This is a genomic window from Pseudomonas sp. 8Z (genome assembly GCF_902506535.1).
Classification (GTDB): Bacteria; Pseudomonadota; Gammaproteobacteria; order Pseudomonadales; family Pseudomonadaceae; genus Aquipseudomonas.
Window position 1 is genome coordinate 688,010 of sequence record NZ_LR733827.1, and the last position, 16,333, is coordinate 704,342.

At 59.3% G+C, this 16,333-nt stretch carries 18 protein-coding genes; 11 read left to right on the top strand and 7 right to left on the bottom strand.

The features are described from left to right. Positions 1-32: 32 nt before the first annotated feature. Together AERO9A_RS15805 and AERO9A_RS15810 are read right to left on the bottom strand one after the other, a co-directional pair. A complete protein-coding gene (locus tag AERO9A_RS15805) occupies positions 33-2,537 on the bottom strand; it encodes an ABC transporter permease (RefSeq protein ID WP_159972896.1) in 2,505 nt (834 codons plus the stop codon). After that, a complete protein-coding gene (locus AERO9A_RS15810; RefSeq protein WP_159972897.1) occupies positions 2,537-3,220 on the bottom strand; it encodes an ABC transporter ATP-binding protein in 684 nt (227 codons plus the stop codon). The genes AERO9A_RS15805 and AERO9A_RS15810 overlap by 1 nt, the downstream gene beginning before the upstream one ends. 10 nt (positions 3,221-3,230) lie before the next feature. On the opposite strand from AERO9A_RS15810, the gene AERO9A_RS15815 reads away from it, so the two are divergent. The 3 genes from AERO9A_RS15815 to AERO9A_RS15825 all read left to right on the top strand — a co-directional run bounded on the left by AERO9A_RS15815 (position 3,231) and on the right by AERO9A_RS15825 (position 5,211). Then, a complete protein-coding gene (locus tag AERO9A_RS15815; protein WP_159972898.1) occupies positions 3,231-3,836 on the top strand; it encodes an arylesterase in 606 nt (201 codons plus the stop codon). 56 nt (positions 3,837-3,892) lie between these two features. Further along, positions 3,893-4,174 carry a hypothetical protein gene (locus AERO9A_RS15820; protein WP_159972899.1) on the top strand — a complete coding sequence of 94 codons (282 nt, stop codon included), beginning with the start codon at positions 3,893-3,895 and terminating at the stop codon, positions 4,172-4,174. Positions 4,175-4,245: 71 nt separating this feature from the next. After that, complete coding sequence (locus tag AERO9A_RS15825) at positions 4,246-5,211, top strand: L,D-transpeptidase family protein (RefSeq protein WP_159972900.1); 966 nt, start codon at positions 4,246-4,248, stop codon at positions 5,209-5,211. Positions 5,212-5,350: 139 nt separating this feature from the next. Here AERO9A_RS15825 and oprI read toward each other — a convergent pair whose 3' ends face one another. Continuing rightward, positions 5,351-5,602: an outer membrane lipoprotei OprI gene (oprI, locus tag AERO9A_RS15830; RefSeq protein ID WP_003239826.1), complete on the bottom strand. Its 252-nt coding sequence runs from the start codon at positions 5,600-5,602 to the stop codon at positions 5,351-5,353. Between the two features lie 284 nt (positions 5,603-5,886). Here oprI and AERO9A_RS15835 point away from each other — a divergent pair, with 284 nt between their 5' ends. Next, positions 5,887-7,263, top strand: coding sequence for a GntP family permease (locus AERO9A_RS15835; RefSeq protein ID WP_159972901.1), 1,377 nt, complete (start codon positions 5,887-5,889; stop codon positions 7,261-7,263). Positions 7,264-7,469: 206 nt separating this feature from the next. Next, positions 7,470-7,748 carry a GNAT family N-acetyltransferase gene (locus AERO9A_RS15840; protein ID WP_159972902.1) on the top strand — a complete coding sequence of 93 codons (279 nt, stop codon included), beginning with the start codon at positions 7,470-7,472 and terminating at the stop codon, positions 7,746-7,748. Between the two features lie 60 nt (positions 7,749-7,808). On the opposite strand, the gene AERO9A_RS15845 is transcribed toward AERO9A_RS15840, so the two are convergent. Then, a complete protein-coding gene (locus AERO9A_RS15845) occupies positions 7,809-8,885 on the bottom strand; it encodes a 3-deoxy-7-phosphoheptulonate synthase (protein WP_159974071.1) in 1,077 nt (358 codons plus the stop codon). A 159-nt stretch (positions 8,886-9,044) separates the two neighbouring features. Continuing rightward, the gene (locus AERO9A_RS15850) at positions 9,045-9,458 is read right to left on the bottom strand and encodes a PilZ domain-containing protein (protein ID WP_159972903.1); all 414 of its coding nucleotides are present in this window, start codon (positions 9,456-9,458) and stop codon (positions 9,045-9,047) included. On the opposite strand from AERO9A_RS15850, the gene AERO9A_RS15855 reads away from it, so the two are divergent. The 5 genes from AERO9A_RS15855 (at position 9,457) to cysB (ending at position 13,393) form a co-directional block, all read left to right on the top strand. Further along, positions 9,457-9,843, top strand: coding sequence for a thioredoxin (locus AERO9A_RS15855; RefSeq protein ID WP_159972904.1), 387 nt, complete (start codon positions 9,457-9,459; stop codon positions 9,841-9,843). The two genes, AERO9A_RS15850 and AERO9A_RS15855, sit on opposite strands and share 2 nt — an antisense overlap. Then, positions 9,843-10,796 (top strand): putative 2-dehydropantoate 2-reductase, encoded by a 954-nt coding sequence (locus AERO9A_RS15860; protein WP_159972905.1) that lies wholly within the window; start codon positions 9,843-9,845, stop codon positions 10,794-10,796. The genes AERO9A_RS15855 and AERO9A_RS15860 overlap by 1 nt, the downstream gene beginning before the upstream one ends. 3 nt (positions 10,797-10,799) lie before the next feature. Beyond that, positions 10,800-11,705 carry a 5'-nucleotidase gene (locus AERO9A_RS15865; RefSeq protein ID WP_159972906.1) on the top strand — a complete coding sequence of 302 codons (906 nt, stop codon included), beginning with the start codon at positions 10,800-10,802 and terminating at the stop codon, positions 11,703-11,705. A 102-nt stretch (positions 11,706-11,807) separates the two neighbouring features. Next, complete coding sequence (locus tag AERO9A_RS15870) at positions 11,808-12,308, top strand: universal stress protein (RefSeq protein ID WP_159972907.1); 501 nt, start codon at positions 11,808-11,810, stop codon at positions 12,306-12,308. 110 nt (positions 12,309-12,418) lie between these two features. Continuing rightward, complete coding sequence (cysB, locus tag AERO9A_RS15875; RefSeq protein WP_159972908.1) at positions 12,419-13,393, top strand: HTH-type transcriptional regulator CysB; 975 nt, start codon at positions 12,419-12,421, stop codon at positions 13,391-13,393. 63 nt (positions 13,394-13,456) lie between these two features. Here cysB and AERO9A_RS15880 read toward each other — a convergent pair whose 3' ends face one another. Then, on the bottom strand, positions 13,457-14,077 hold the full coding sequence (locus tag AERO9A_RS15880) for a phosphoadenosine phosphosulfate reductase family protein (RefSeq protein WP_159972909.1): 621 nt from the start codon (positions 14,075-14,077) through the stop codon (positions 13,457-13,459). Between the two features lie 175 nt (positions 14,078-14,252). Between AERO9A_RS15880 and thrH the strand changes: the two genes are divergently transcribed. Continuing rightward, on the top strand, positions 14,253-14,870 hold the full coding sequence (thrH, locus tag AERO9A_RS15885) for a bifunctional phosphoserine phosphatase/homoserine phosphotransferase ThrH (RefSeq protein ID WP_024308402.1): 618 nt from the start codon (positions 14,253-14,255) through the stop codon (positions 14,868-14,870). 34 nt (positions 14,871-14,904) lie between these two features. Here thrH and pabB read toward each other — a convergent pair whose 3' ends face one another. After that, positions 14,905-16,248, bottom strand: coding sequence for an aminodeoxychorismate synthase component I (gene pabB, locus AERO9A_RS15890; protein WP_159972910.1), 1,344 nt, complete (start codon positions 16,246-16,248; stop codon positions 14,905-14,907). Positions 16,249-16,333 lie beyond the last annotated feature (85 nt).

The following is a 16,333-nucleotide window of genomic DNA, read 5'->3' on the forward strand; positions in this document are numbered from 1 at the left end:
AGTCTAGCAAACCCCATTTCGCGTTCCAGCCATTAACCTTCGCGTAATACGCTCAGTGGGCTGGCATTCAGCGCCCGGCGCGTACCCAGTACGCCAGCACTACCGACCAGCAGGGCACCGATCAGGGGCAATATCAACAGCCAGGGGTGCGGCTGCCAGGTGATATCGAAGGCATAGCGGTACAGCAGAAAACTCACCAACTCGCAGCCCACTGCCGCCAGCAGGCCGGCGGCAGCGCCGAGCAGGCCGAACTCCGCCAGGCGTGCACGCGTCAGCAGGCTTCGCTGCGCGCCCAGGGCGCGCAGCAGGGCGCCTTGGCGAATGCGCTCATCGAGCGTGGATTGCAGACCGGCCAGTAGTACCGTCATGCCTGCCGCCAGCACGAACAGCAAGACGTATTCGATGGCCAGGGTGACCTGGGCGAGGATGCTGCGCAGTTGTGCCAGTACCGCATCGACCTGTAGCAGCGTGACGCTGGGGAAGGTGCGGCTGAGGCTGACCAAATCGGCGTCGTGACCCGGTGGCAGGTAGAAGCTGGTGAGGTAGGTGACGGGTAGATCCTGCAGCGTATTTGGCTCGAAGATCATGAAAAAGTTGGGTTGAAAATTGTCCCATTGCACTTCGCGCAGGCTGGTGACCTGAGCCTCGTGTTCGATACCGGCGATATTGAAGCGCAGGCGGTCGCCGAGCTTGAGCTTCAGGCTTTGCGCGAGCTCCACCTCGACCGAAACGCCTGGCAGTGCATCTGCCTGGCGATCCGACCACCAGGTGCCTTCGACGATGTTGTTGTCGGCTGGCAGTTCCTGCGACCAGGTCAGGCTCAGGTCGCGTTGCACGGCGCGCTCGCCACGGCTGTCCTTGCTGACAATCTGCCCAACCGCTTCATCGTTGATGGCCACCAGGCGGCCAGGCACCACTGGGTAAAGCGGCGCGGGATGTGGCGAGAGTTCGGCCAGGCGCGCCGCGAAGGCCTCGCGTTCGGCAGGCAGTACGTTGAGGGCGAAGTGATTGGGGGCATCAGGCGGCAACTGCTCCTGCCAGGTGTCGAGCAGTTCGCCACGCAGCAGTGCGATCAAGGCCATGGCCAGCAGAATCAGGCCGAAGGCCAGCGATTGTCCGGCCGCTGCCAGTGGGTGACGCAGCAATTGACCTAAACCTAGGCGCCAGGGCAGGGCAGAGCGTTGCAGCAAGCGGCGTAGGCTCTGCAGCCCCACTAGCAGCAGACCGCCGAGTAGCACGGTGGCGAGCAAGCCGCCGCCCAGCAGCGATAGCGTCAGGCGCAGATCCAGGCTCAAGCGCCACATGATCAGGCCTAGAGCCAGCAGCGCCGCGCCATAGATCAGCCATGAACTGGCCGGTACCGGCAGTAGGTCGCGACGCAACACACGCAGCGGTGGCACGCGGCCAAGGGCTGCCAGCGGCGGCAAGGCGAAACCGGCCAGTGCTACCAGGCCAGTGGCCATGCCTGCCAGTGCCGGCCCAATACCTGCCGGTGGCAGGTCGGCGGGCACCAAACCGCGTAACAGATGAAACAGCACGTATTGACCGAACCAGCCGATCAGTGCGCCAAGCACGCACGCCAGTAAACCGAGTAGGGCTAGCTGCAGGCTAAATAGACTCAGCGCCTCGCGTCGCGACAGCCCCAGGCAGCGCAGCAAAGCGCTGGCATCGAAGCGCCGGGCGGCGAAACGGCTGGCAGATAGTGCCACGGCGACACCTGCCAGAAGCACGGCAGCCAAGCTGGCCAGATTCAGATAGCGCTCGGCGCGGCCCAGGGCACCGCCGACCTGGCGATTGCCGTCGCGGGCGTCATCCAGGCGCTGGTTCGGTTGCAGGCTCGGTTCCACAGTCTGGCGATAAGTAGCCAGGGCTTCATTCTCGCCGCGCCACAGCTCGCGATAGCGCACGCGGCTGCCGGGCTGCACAACTTCGGTGGCGGCCAGGTCGTCGAGGTTCATCAGCACGCGAGGTGTCAGGCTATAGAAATCGCCCGCTGTGTCCGGGTCATAGGTGAGCACACGTGCCAGGCGCAGACGCTTGGCGCCGATCTCAGCGTCGTCACCGACGCTCAGGCCCAGCGCGACCATCAGACGGGCTTCGGCCCAGACCTCACCGGGCGCAGGCCCCTGGCCGACTTCTTCGGCCTGGTAAGGCGCTGCGGCGCTCTTGAGTTCGCCGCGCAGCGGGTAGGCGCCATCGACAGCCTTGATGCTGGCGAGCTGGATGCCGTCATCGGCGGCGACCACGCTGGAAAATTCGACCATGCGGGCATGTGTCAGCCCCAGGCGCGTGCCTGCGTCGACCTGCTCCTGACTGGCAGGTGAGCTGCCGCTCAGGCGTAGGTCGGCAGCGAGAAACTCGCTGGCGCGCAGCACCATGGCATCGTTCAGGCGGGCGCTGAAATAGCCGATAGCGCTGCTGGCTGCAACTGCAACCAGCAGCGCGAAGAACAGCACGCGCAGTTCGCCCGAGCGGGCGTCGCGCGAAAGCTGGCGAGCCGCCAGCGACAGCAGGCGAGCGAAAGGCATGCGCGTCATCAGGGCTCCACGTGGTCGATCAGATGACCGGCTTCCAGGCGAATCAGGCGGTGGCAGCGGTGGGCCAGGCGTTCATCGTGAGTGACCAATACCAGCGTCGTGCCGCGTTCCTGGTTGAGCTGGAACAGCAGGTCGCTGATGCGCTCGCCGGTCTGGCTGTCGAGGTTGCCAGTGGGCTCGTCGGCGAACAGTACGTCCGGGTCGGCGGCGAAGGCGCGAGCGATGGCCACGCGCTGCTGTTCGCCACCGGAGAGCTGGCGCGGGTAGTGCGAGAGGCGCTGGCCCAGGCCTACGCGTTCGAGCAGCGCACGGGCGCGCTGACGGGCATCGGCATGACCCTCAAGCTCCATGGGCAGCATGACGTTCTCCAGAGCGTTGAGGCTGTCGAGCAACTGGAACGACTGGAATACGAAACCGACGTGCTCGGCGCGCAGGCGCGCACGCTGGTCTTCATCAAGCTGGCTCAGATCCTTGCCAGCCAGCAGGACGCAGCCTGCACTTGGCAGGTCGAGTCCGGCGAGTAGGCCGAGCAGGGTGGACTTGCCCGAGCCGGAGCTGCCAACGATGGCCAGGCTGTCGCCCTTGTCCAGGTTCAGATTGAGGTCATGGAGGATGGTCAGCTCGCCTTCCGCGCTGCTGACCACTTTGCTAAGGTTCCGCGCAGCGAGAATGCTCGAAGTCATGGAGATTCCAATGCGTGCATGGTGGTTGAGTGGTGCCTTGAGCCTGCTGTTCTGGGCCCAGGGGGCATGGGCAGGCACCCTGCTTGTGGTCGGCGATAGTATCAGCGCGGCTTTTGGCCTGGATAGCCGCCAGGGCTGGGTTGCATTGCTGGAAAAACGTCTGCAGGACGAGGGTTTCGACCATCAGGTGATCAACGCCTCGATCAGTGGCGATACCAGTGCAGGCGGCCTGGCGCGGCTGCCTGCGCTGCTTACAGCGCATCGCCCGCAGGTGGTGATTATCGAGTTGGGTGGCAACGATGGCTTGCGCGGCCAGCCGCCCATGCAATTGCAACAGAATCTTGCGTCGATGGTCGAGAAGTCGCAGCAGGCAGGGGCCAAGGTGCTCATTTTGGGGATGCGTTTGCCGCCCAATTATGGTCAGCGCTACACCACGGCTTTCGCGCAGGTGTTTACTGATGTGGCTCGCAGCAGTGAGGCGCCCTTGGTGCCGTTCTTCCTTGAGGGGGTCGGTGGTGTGCCGGGCATGATGCAGGCTGATGGTATTCACCCCAATGTCACGGCGCAGCCGGTGCTGCTGGATAATGCCTGGTCGGTGTTAAAGCCATTGCTCTGACCCTTTTCCGGGTCTGGGCTTTCGGCTAATGTGGCGGCCCCGCCCAGGAGCCTTCAATGCCGCGTCCCGTCTGGTCCCTTTATGCCTACCAGCTCATCGAGCCGGACGAGCAGCTCGATCTGTTCGCCTGTCGTGAGGTACGCCTGCATTTGGTCGCCCGACAGTTGCGCTTGGGTGGGCATGCCGACCGTACGCTGTGTGGCGGTTTGTTGCCGGCGCAGCCGCGCTGGCGCGCGCTGGATAACCTGATGCTGCGTGATCGACGCCTCTGTCCTGATTGCCTGGCAACCTTGCATGCTCAGCGTCAGGGGCTTTGCTCTAACTGGGTGGACGCCTGACGACTGCCTGGCTGCTTGGCGGCGGTGTACAATCACCTTCTTTTCTATTTCAACCCATCAAGGATTCCCGGATGTTGTCGCGATTCTCTGCGGTCAGCCGCTGTTTCGCTGCTCTGGCGTTGTGCTCCAGCGCGGCGGTGCAGGCACTCGAATTTCCCTTGCCGGCTCCTGGCGACGATATCGTCGGTCAGGTTCAGGTGGTCAAGGCCAAGTACGAGGACACCTTCGCCGATTTAGGCTCGGCCAATAATCTGGGCTATCTGGAGATGGTTGCGGCCAATCCGGGAGTCGATCCTTGGCTGCCGGGCGAGGGCAAGGACGTTGTTCTGCCGACGCGCTTTATTCTGCCGCCGGGCCCACGCGAAGGCATTGTGATCAACCTGGCCGAATATCGGCTGTATTACTACCCGAAAGACAAGAACGTGGTGTACACCTTCCCGCTCGGTATTGGTCGCGAGGGCTGGGGTTCTCCTCTTGGCACCGGCCGTATCACGGCGAAAACGCCGAACCCTGCCTGGTACCCCCCTAAGTCGATCCGCGAAGAGCATGCCGCCGATGGCGAGATTCTGCCGACTGTGGTGCCGCCGGGGCCGGATAACCCGCTGGGCCCTTACAAGATGACTCTGTCCTTTCCGGGTTACCTGATTCACGGTTCGAACAAGAAATTCGGTATTGGCATGCAGGTCAGTCACGGCTGCTTCCGCATGTTCAACAACAACGTGCTGGAGTTGGCCGCAATGGCACCGGTGAATACGCCGGTACGCATCATCAATGAGCCTTACAAGTTCGGCATCAGTGGCGGCAAGGTCTATCTGGAGGCGCATGCACCCTTGGATGATCAGGGCAAGCCGTCTGTTGTGGACAAGCACACTGCCGTGATCAATTCGCTGCTCAAGCGTGAAGACCTGACTGGGCTGCGTTTGGACTGGGACATGGTGCGCGAAGTCGTGGCTTCCGAGGATGGTTTGCCGGTACCTATCGCTCAGGTTGACAACAGCGTGGTTGCCAGCACCGGCAGCGATCAACCAGCTTTCTGACGCCAACTTACCCAATAACCCGCCCGTGTTCGCATCGGCGGGTTTTTTATGCTTTAAACAACTCAGTATTACTTGTGGATAGGTAATAAAAAAGCCGATCCGGTTTGCCCGGATCGGCTTTGGAAGTGGCCAGTCGCTATTACTTGCGGCTAGCTTTTTCCAGCATACGCAGAGCGCGCTCGTTAGCTTCGTCAGCAGTCTGCTGAGCTTTCTGAGCAGCGGCCAGAGCTTCGTCAGCTTTGCGGTAGGCTTCGTCGGCACGGGCTTGAGCGCGAGCAGCAGCGTCTTCGGTAGCGGTCAGACGTGCTTCGGTTTCTTTGGACATGCTGCTGCAACCGGTAGCCAGAACAGCGGCCAGAGCCAGAGCAGAGAATTTCAGAACGTTGTTCATCGTGTTCCCCTTGAGGTGGAGTTTTCCATAAAAAGCAATTTCCCAACTGCGGGAAATTAGCCGGCCTACATACTACCTATTACTTTTAGTAAGTAAACGGAGCGAGGGCAATAGTTGCAATTTTTTTCATGTGGCGCTGCTTTGTCGCAGGCTTGATCTACTGTTTTGTACAAAAAACAAACAGAAAGCGCTGGCTCGCTCAGGAGCCTCTACAGTAGGGTATTTGTAGGCGCTGAATTGGCGTTGCTGGCGATCCAACTAAAAACAATAAAGGGACGTAGAGAATGCTTGGGAATTTAGGCTTGCTGCTGGGGCTTGCGTTGTTGATCTTCATGGCTCTGCGTGGGGTCAATATTTTTATCGCTGCGCTGGTATGCGCGTTGTTGGTGGCCACGACCAATGGTGTCGCAGTGCCCAAGGCGCTGCTTGAACATTTTCCATTCGGGCCGCTCGGCGCGTTTACTTTTGCTGGTAAGTTCTTCGTGTTGTTCCTTTGCGGCGCTATTTTCGGCAAGGTCATGGCCGCCAGTCAGGCTGCCAGCAGCATTGCTCAGGCCATCACCCGCGTAGTGGGTACGCAGCGAACTCTGTGGGTCGCGATGCTGGTTTGCGCTGTGCTGACTTACGGCGGTGTGGTGGTGTTCGTGGTGATTTTCACCATGTATCCATTGGGTGTGTCTTTGATGCGCGAAGCGGATCTGCCTAAACGCCTGTTCTGCGCAGCGCTGGCTTTAGGGGCGGGCACTTTCACGATGACGGCGTTGCCGGGGTCGCCATCGATTCACAATGTCATTGCGGCCAGCGCGCTGGGGACTGATCTGTTTGCCGGTGCTTGGATCGGTCTGCTCGCGTCGTTGCTGATGGTTGGCTTGGGCATGGCTTATCTGCAGCGCGAATGGCGCTTGGCACGTGAGCGTGGCGAGGGGTTTCAAGCCAATGCGCAAGACATTCGTATGGAGCAATTGGCGAGTACGCCAGGTACCGGGCCGCATTGGCTGCTGGCTTTGATGCCCATTGTCACTGTGCTGGGAATCATCTTGTTGCCGCGGGTGCTGGGGCTCTCAGACCTAGTGGTGGTGGGTGAGGGTGTGCTGGGGTATCTGTTGGCCTTCAGTCAGACCCAGCCGATTCTCTGGCCGAGTCTGGCGCTGGTGCTTGCAACGGGCTTGGCAATTGTGCTCTTCCCTCCGTTGCGCCGTAATGCACTCAATACACTGGGGCAGGGCGCCGATGATTCGATCATGCCGTTGCTCAATACGGCTGTGGTGATCGGTTTTGGTGGGGTGGTGGCGCAAACGCCTGGGTTCACTCAGTTCGCACAATGGATCGTGGCTATGGACATGCCACCACTGCTTTCGTTATTCGCCTCTGTCAGTGTGGTGTCGGGCATCGTTGGTTCCTCATCCGGTGGCCTGCAGATCTTCATGCAAACCCTCGCTCCGCATTACCTGGAGATGGGTATTGAGCCGCAGGTACTGCATCGCATTGCCAATATTGCTGCTGGCGGGTTGGATTCATTGCCGCATTGTGGCGCGGTTATCGCCATGCTGATGATCATGGGCTTGACGCACAAGCAGGCTTATAAGGACATCTTCGTGATCACTGTGTTGATACCGGTGATCGCCTGCCTGCTCTGCATTGCGGTTGTCAGCCTGATTTAGAGTGAGCGCGTCCAGCGGAGCGCCGGGCTGGTCTAAGTGTTTGATTGTGCGTGGCTGTCAGTGCTTTTGCCTGATAAGCTGAATTGGTTACAGACTTTTGCAGGGCAAATGACTGCGCTTTATTTGAGGCGTCGGTATCAGTACCGAACGGTTGCCACTGCACCGATCCGCTGCGGCGAGATGCAGCGAAGTACAGAGGAATCGAAATGAGCGAAGGGTTATCTATCCACCACGACCAGGCCAGTCATCAGTTCGTGACCAATGTTGACGGTGACCGTGCCTACCTGGCCTATATGGATCTGGGCAAGCAGACGCTGGATATCTACCGTACGTTCGTCCCCAACTCGCTGCGTGGTCGCGGCATCGCTGCTGCTTTGACCGAGCATGCGCTGCGTTATGCCGAGGGGCGCGGTTACACGGTGATTGCGTCGTGCTCCTACGTTGAGCGTTATATGGAGCGGCGCCAGCGCCATCAGGTTGGTTGAGGGTGTGGTAGAGACGAAAACGCCGGGCAATGCCCGGCGTTTTCTTTGTTGCTGATGCCTTCAGGCGCGTTGCCGTTTCGGCAGCACGTCCTTGAGCTTGGCATGCATGCTGCGCAGCGCTTTCTCGGTGGTGTCCCAGTCGATGCAGGCGTCGGTGATCGATACGCCGTACTTGAGGTCGCAAAGGTTTTTCGAAATGGACTGGCTGCCCCAGCCCAGGTGGCTCTCGACCATCAGCCCGACGATAGAGTTGTTACCTTCGAGGATTTGGTTGGCGACGTTTTCCATTACCAGCGGCTGCAGGGCCGGATCCTTGTTGGAGTTGGCGTGGCTGCAGTCGACCATGATGTTTGGGCGGATGCCGGCCTTGGTCAGTTCTTGCTCGCAGACTGCGACGCTGACCGAGTCATAGTTGGGTTTGCCGTTACCACCGCGCAGCACCACGTGGCCGTAGGCGTTACCTTTGGTGGTGACGATGGAAACGCCGCCCTGCGGGTTGATGCCGAGGAAGCGGTGCGGGCTGGACACCGATTGTAGGGCATTGATGGCGACGGTCAGGCCACCGTCGGTGCCATTCTTGAAGCCGACTGCAGAGGACAGGCCCGATGCCATTTCGCGGTGGGTCTGCGATTCGGTGGTGCGCGCGCCGATGGCTGACCAGCTAATCAAGTCCTGCAGGTATTGCGGGGAGATCGGGTCCAGTGCTTCGGTTGCGGTGGGCAGGCCCATTTCTGCAAGGTCGCGCAGCAGTTGGCGACCGATGTGCAGGCCATCCTGGATTTTGAATGAGTCGTCGAGGTAAGGATCGTTGATCAGGCCTTTCCAGCCGACGGTAGTGCGCGGTTTTTCGAAGTACACGCGCATGACCAGGAACAGGGTGTCGGATACCTCGGCAGCTAGCACTTTGAGGCGCTCGGCATATTCATGCGCGGCTTTGATGTCGTGGATGGAGCAGGGGCCGACCACGACGAACAGGCGATGATCCGTGCCATCGAGGATATCGCGTACCACCTGGCGGCCAGCCGCGACAGTATTTTGTGCTGCCTCCGTCAGGGGGATTTCGCGCTTGAGCTGGTCGGGAGTGATCAGCGTTTCATTAGAGGCGACGTTTAGGTCGTTGATCGGTAAGTCAGCCATCGTGCTAGTCATCAGGTCGTTGTCGTCGGGTCACGGGTGCAGGCCGCCAGCGCTTCCCTGAGTAATCACGGCCAGTTTGCGCAGGGGGAGCCGAACCTTATCGCGTACGGCGCGGCACGACAATGGGCTTGGGGCTAATGAAGCCGATAGACGGGGCCTTCAGGACATTTGGGGAAACTCTGCAGCATGCTGGGCTATCCACTCGCGCGCGCAGTGTTCAATGGCCACCGGCGTACCATGGCTCTTTTCGAGCAGGTGGCGATAATGTTCGATTTGGCATACCTGCTCGACCATTCGTGCGCGAAACAGCGTGTCTTCATCGGTGAAGGCGATACCTACCAGATAGCCTTCTGTCTGGCGCCGACACCAGGCGATGACTCCAGGGTAGCGTGCGTGCTCGCCGAGCAGGGGGATTCGCATTTCTACTGAGGTGCCGCGGCGAAAGCCACGGCTTGAGTTGCAAGCCACCCCGCCGAGGCTGATATTGTGCAGCCTTTGCCGAGGTACGTTGGGCTGTTTGCGCAGTACCAGTTCCACCGGCATGTCGCTGGGATGACGCAGAAATTTACGCATGAGCACCGACCTCAATTACCGGCAAATTGACATCATTGACTCCAGTATAGCTACACAGTTGGAGCTGACTGACCTGGATGCAGACCGGCGCTTGCTAGACCTTGACGGCACCTCGCTGCTGATCTTTACAAGCATTGGCTGTGCCAGTTGTCGTAGCGCGCGCCAAATCCTGCCTAGCATGCGCCTGCCAGTCGATCGTGTGTGTTGGATTGATGCCGCTCAAAACGCCGGTCTGGTGACGCGCTATGAGGTTTTTCATCTGCCAGCCTTGTTTGTCGTCCATAAAGGTCAATTTCATGGCGCCCTGCATGCGCCACTCAACCCCCATGAATTGGTCACAGCAATTGATCGCGCGTTGCGCGGCACTGCCGAGGAGCTTCCCTGATGTCCCTGAACACACCGGCGCGTATTGGCATTATCGGCACGGGTGCCATTGGCGGTTTTTACGGCGTAATGCTGGCGCAAGCTGGCTTCGATGTGCACTTCTTATTGCGCAGTGAATATATGACTGTCGCTGAGCATGGGTTGCGGCTCAATAGTCGGGTGCATGGTGAGATGCATCTTCAGCATGTGCAGGCTTATACCCGAGCCGAGGACATGCCAGCCTGCGATTGGGTGCTGGTGGGGGCGAAAACGACTGCTAATGCTGAGTTGGCTCCGCTGATCAACCGGATCGCGGCTCCGGGGGCGTGCGTCGTATTGCTGCAAAATGGCCTTGGCGTGGAGGCAGCGTTGCAGCCTCTGCTGGATGATGGTCTGCATCTGCTGGGCGGCCTCTGCTACATCTGTGTTCACCGCAGCGCGCCTGGCGTCGTTGAGCATCAGGCTCTTGGTGCGATCAATCTGGCTTATCACAGTGGCCCAGCCTCTAGTGCAGATGTTCAGGCGTTGGTCGAGGAGGGCGCGGAGATGTTCAGGGCCGCCGGGCTGGACTCGCAGACGATGGCCAATCTTGAGCAGACACGCTGGCAAAAGCTGGTGTGGAATGTGCCTTACAACGGCCTTTCTGTGCTACTGAATGCTGATACCCGTGCAATGATGAGAAACCCTGATAGCCGTGCGTTGATTCGCGACTTGATGCTGGAAGTGGTGCAGGCCGCCCAAGCTCTCGGCCTGAGCATGCCGGAGAACTATGCCGACAAGCTGCTGGCGGCCACCGATCGTATGCCGGACTATCTACCGAGCATGTATCACGACTTTGCTCAGCATCGCCCGGCTGAATTGCAGGCTATCTATGCGGCGCCGTTGGAGGCTGCCACGGCGGTGGGGCAGGATATGCCGAAAGTTCGTGCTCTTTATCAGGTGTTGAGGTTTATCCAGGAGCGGCAGGAGATTTAAGGCATGAGTAAGGGGTTGGGCGATAAATTGGTATTGGCGATTTCCTCGCGAGCCCTGTTCGATTTGAGCGAAAGCCATCAGGTTTATGAGCAGGAAGGCGTAGAGGCCTATCGGCGTTATCAGATCGAGCATGAAGACGAAGTGCTGATGCCGGGCGATGCCTTTCCTCTAGTAGAAAAACTGCTCGGCCTCAATACTCGCCTAAGCGAGCAGCGTGTCGAAGTGATTTTGGTCTCGCGCAATAGTGCCGACACCGGCCTGCGGGCTTTCAATTCGATTCAGCACTACGGCCTGGGGATTTCTCGTGCCGCCTTTGTTGGTGGACGCAGCCCTGACCCCTATCTGGCCGCTTTTGGCTGTCACCTGTTCCTGTCCACGCACGCCGATGATGTGCGCAGTGCGCTCAAGGCTGGTTTCGGTGCGGCGACCCTGCTTTCTGGTGGTTCGCGTCGCGCCTCTAGCAACGAGTTGCGTATTGCTTTTGATGGCGACGCGGTGCTGTTTTCCGATGATTCCGAGCGTGTTTACCAAAGCGGTGGCTTGCACGCCTTCCAGAGCCACGAGCGTGATGCCGCGCGCCAGGCCTTGCCTGGCGGGCCTTTCAAGCCTTTTCTTGCAGCTTTGCATCGTTTGCAGCAGGAGTTTCCAGAGAAGGACTGCCCGATTCGCACCGCTCTGGTGACAGCGCGTTCCGCACCTGCCCACGAGCGGGTGATTCGCACCCTGCGTGAGTGGAATATCCGTCTGGATGAGTCCTTCTTTTTAGGCGGTTTGAACAAATCTGCAGTGCTTGAAGCTTTCGCGGCGGATGTGTTTTTCGATGACCAGACCGGCCACTGTGAGGCTGCACGCCAGGTTGTTGCTACTGGCCATGTACCGCACGGGGTGAGCAATGAGCCTGTACCTTGACGGCCGCATATAGCCATTCGTCCTAAATAGCGCGGCCTATCTTGCTTTATCTACCGCACTGCTAAGCTCAGTTAGGGGCCCTAGGTAGTCTAAGGAGGCCAGATGATCCGCTCGATACTTTACGCCACCGATCTTGGGCTTTATGCCTCCTATGTGCTGCAGCACGCCTTGGCGATGACTCGCAGCTTCAATGCCGATCTTTATGTGATTCATGCGGTGGAGCCTATGGGGCTGTTTGCCGAATCCGTGCTGCAAACCTATCTGGATGAAAACACGCTTAGCGAATTGCGCCGCAATGGTCTGGGTACTGTGATGTCGAGTATCGAGCAGCGGGTGCTGGAAGGGTTTCGCGATGAGCTCGGTGATGGGGTGGCGGATCTTCATTTGATTCGCGCCGTGCGGGTGGTGCAGGGGGATCCACCGGCAGTGATTCTCGAGGAAACGCAGAAACTCGGTGTTGATTTGCTGGTCGTAGGCAGTCATAGCCATGGTGCAGATTTGGCCGTGCCATTGGGCCGCACGGCTGCGCGTTTGCTGCAATTATCCGAGGTGCCGGTATACCTGGTGCCGATGCTGCAACACCGTGGGCATGGCGAGTTGTAGATGGCACGAAAGAAAAACAAAGAAATGATCTAGATTAAAGATCAAAACCAATAATATGGTTATATAAGTGCCGGTCGCATGAATTGGCCGTCCAGCTTTGAGGGAAATTTATGAAGCTTCAGCAGTTGCGCTACATCTGGGAAGTCGCGCATCACGATCTCAACGTGTCGGCCACCGCGCAGAGCCTATACACCTCGCAGCCAGGTATCAGTAAGCAGATTCGCTTGCTGGAGGATGAGTTGGGTGTGGAGGTCTTCGCTCGTAGCGGCAAGCATCTAACACGCGTCACCCCGGCAGGTGAGCGCATCATTACTACGGCCGGCGAAATTTTGCGCAAGGTTGAGAGCATCAAGCAGATCGCTCAGGAATTTTCTAACGAGAAGAAGGGCACGCTGTCCATTGCCACCACCCACACGCAGGCGCGCTATGCCTTGCCGCCAGTGATTAGCGCATTCATCAAGCAGTACCCGGATGTCGCCTTGCACATGCATCAGGGTACGCCAACCCAGATTGCCGAGATGGCTGCCGATGGCAGTGTCGATTTCGCTATTGCCACCGAAGGTCTGGAACTGTTCAACGATCTGATCATGATGCCCTGCTATCGCTGGAATCGTTGCGTCGTCGTGCCGCAGGGGCACCCGCTGACCAAGCTGCCGAAGCTGACTCTCGAAGCCTTGGCCGAGCATCCTATCGTCACTTACGTGTTTGGTTTTACCGGGCGCTCGAAGCTGGATGAAGCCTTCAGTCATCGTGGTCTGACGCCCAAGGTGGTGTTCACTGCCGCCGATGCTGATGTGATCAAGACCTATGTGCGGCTGAATTTGGGGGTCGGCATCGTCGCCAAGATGGCGGTAGACGCCAAGTTGGATCCAGATTTGGTGGTGCTCGATGCCGATGAGCTGTTCGAGCCTAGCGTGACCAAAATCGGTTTTCGCCGCGGCACCTTCCTGCGTGGCTTCATGTGCGACTTCATTGAGCGCTTCGCCCCGCATCTGACTCGCGAAATGTTGGCCAAGGCCGTGCAGTGTCACAACAAGACGGAGCTTGAGGAGTTGTTTGCTGGCGTTGAGCTACCGGTGCACTGAACCTGCAAATCAAAACGAAACATGGCGCCCTGGGGCGCCATGTTTCGTTTTGGCGATTGAGCATCAGTGACTCAGGTGCAGACCGCACTCGCGATTTTCTTCGCCCTTGGTTGGGTCGAAGTAATCGAACTCGTTCGGCAGGTCATGGGCGACCAGATACTGGTACAGGTCCTTGGACGTCCAGTGCAGCAGTGGCGCGACCTTGATCAGGCCGTCCGGGTTGATGCTGATTGGGTCCATCTGTGCGCGCACGGCGGTGTCGGTGGCGCGTAGCGCGGTGAACCAGACGCTCGGCGCGGTTTCGCGCAGGGCGCGGGCGAAGGGTTCGAGTTTCACTTCCTCGGTGAACGCGGCGTGGCGAGGATCGTCCAGAGCCGGCACTGGTCCATCGATGGCCTCACGGTGTGCACGCGAGCGCTTGGGCAGGTAGGTGATCAGATTCAGGTTGAGCTTGCGCGTCACCTCGTCAGCGAAGCGGTAGGTGGCTTCGGTGTTGTAGCCGCTGTCCATCCAGACGATCGGAATGTCCGGCTTGACCTGGCTGACCATGTGCAGGATCACCGCTTCGAAAGGGCGAAAGTTGGTGGTGCAGATGGCGGGCTTGCCGAGGCCAATGGCCCATTGCACCAGCTTTTCAGGTTGCTGGCCGTATTCGGCGTTGAGCGCGTCCAGGTCGAGTTCCATGCTGAGGACTCCAGGTCGAGTGTGCGTGAGGGCACTGATGGTAGCAAAGGCGGGTTATGCGGCTAAATAACTAAGGGCTCGGCTGGCCTTTGTTATGGTTATAAGCGCTGCGTTGCGCCGGTTATGGCAAGCCGATAGAGTGCCGCTTCTTTCAAGCTCAACCGAGGAGTGCCCTGTGGAAATCGCGTGTCTCGACCTGGAAGGCGTACTGGTCCCGGAAATCTGGATTGCCTTTGCGGAAAAAACCGGCATCGAGTCGCTCAAGGCGACTACTCGTGATATTCCCGACTACGACGTGCTGATGCAGCAGCGCCTGCGCATCCTCGATGAGCATGGTTTGAAGCTCAAGGATATTCAGGACGTCATCGCCACACTCAAACCGCTGGATGGCGCCGTCGAGTTCGTCGACTGGCTGCGTGAGCGTTTCCAGGTGGTGATTCTCTCCGACACCTTCTACGAGTTCTCCCAGCCGCTGATGCGCCAGCTCGGTTTCCCGACCCTGCTGTGCCACCGCCTGATCACCGATGAGAACGATCGCGTGGTCAGCTATCAGTTGCGTCAGAAAGATCCCAAGCGCCAGTCGGTAATCGCTTTCAAGAGCCTTTACTACCGCGTGATCGCGGCCGGGGATTCGTACAACGATACCACCATGCTCAGCGAAGCCCATGCCGGCATTCTGTTTCATGCGCCGGACAACGTGATTCGTGAGTTCCCGCAATTCCCTGCAGTGCACACCTATGAAGACCTCAAGCAGGAGTTCCTCAAGGCTTCCAACCGTAAGCTGAGCCTGTAGTCGACATAGGGCGGGGTGCACCCGCCCTAGATTTCTAAAGCTTCTCCAGCGTATCCAGGAGCACCTTCACCTTGGTGATCGACTCCTGGTACTCGGCCTGTGCATCGGAGTCGGCGACGATACCGCCGCCGCCCCAGCAGCTAATGCGCCCGTCCTTGACCAGCAGGCTGCGAATGGTGATTGAGCTGTCCAGCTCGCCGCGTACGTCGAGATAGAGCAGGGAGCCGCAATAGGGGCCGCGTCGGGTTGGCTCCAGCTCGTCGATAATCTGCATGGCGCGAATCTTCGGCGCGCCTGTTATGGAGCCGCCTGGAAAGCTACCGGCGAGAAGGTCCAGTGCATCCTTGCCTGCTGCTAGTTCGCCAGTGATGCTGCTGACCAGGTGGTGAACATTGGGGTAGCTCTCCAGGGCGAACAGCTCCGGTACCCGTACTGAGCCGATGCGGCAACTGCGGCCTAAATCGTTACGCAGCAGATCCACGATCATCAGATTCTCTGCCCGGTCTTTGGGGCTGCCGAGCAAGGCTTCGGCCTGTGCTTGGTCGCTTGTCGCGGTCTCGCCTCGTGGGCGAGTCCCCTTGATGGGTCTGGTCTCTACGTGGCCCTGGCTGACTTTGAGAAAGCGCTCAGGTGACAAGCTAAGGATGGCGCCACCCGTTGGCAGGTGCTGGTAGCCGGCGAAGGGCGTCGGGCACGCCTGGCGCAAGGCTCGATAGGCGCTCCATGGATCGCCTTCACAGGTGCTCTGGAAGCGTTGGGTGTAATTCACCTGGTAGCAGTCGCCAGCCAGAATGTAGGCCTGAATACGCTCGATGGCTGCAAGGTATTGGCTGGGGTGCAGATCCGGACGAAAGGGGGCGTGCAAGTGAAATTTTGGTTGCGTTGCGGTGCTGGGCTGCTCGAATAATTCGCACAGGCGCTGGCGCTCGTCGGTGGGCAGCTTGGGGTGAAACACCAGTTGGCTGGTCGCTGTGTGGTGATCGCTGATCAGCGCCCAGCCGTATAGGCCAAAGCCTGCATCCGGCAGGTTCAAATCATTTGTGGTGTCTTGCCCGAAGGACTCCAGGCGGCGCCCGAAGTCATACGCCAGATACCCCATCAATCCGCCTGCGAAGGGCAGTTCGAACGGCGCGGGGATATGCGCTTCACCCAGTCCGTTCAGCGCTTCGCGCAGGCGCTGGAGAAAATCCCTGGCAGGCTCGTCATTCAGTGGTGCCAACTCTGCCAATGGCCAGGCGCTCATCAGATCGTAGCGTCCGCGTGTGGCGACTGGGCGGCCTGCGTCCAGTAGAACTGCGCCAGGCGCTGCGTGAATGCGTTCGAAATAATCGCCGGGGTCGGCTCTGTAAGGCAGCGAGTGAATTTGGCAGGTGGGCATGCGCGTTGGTCAACGTGGGCTGAGCGGCGATTGTAATGTGCTGCCGGAAATGATCCTAGGGCTGCCTGAACTGCGCTCCATCAGG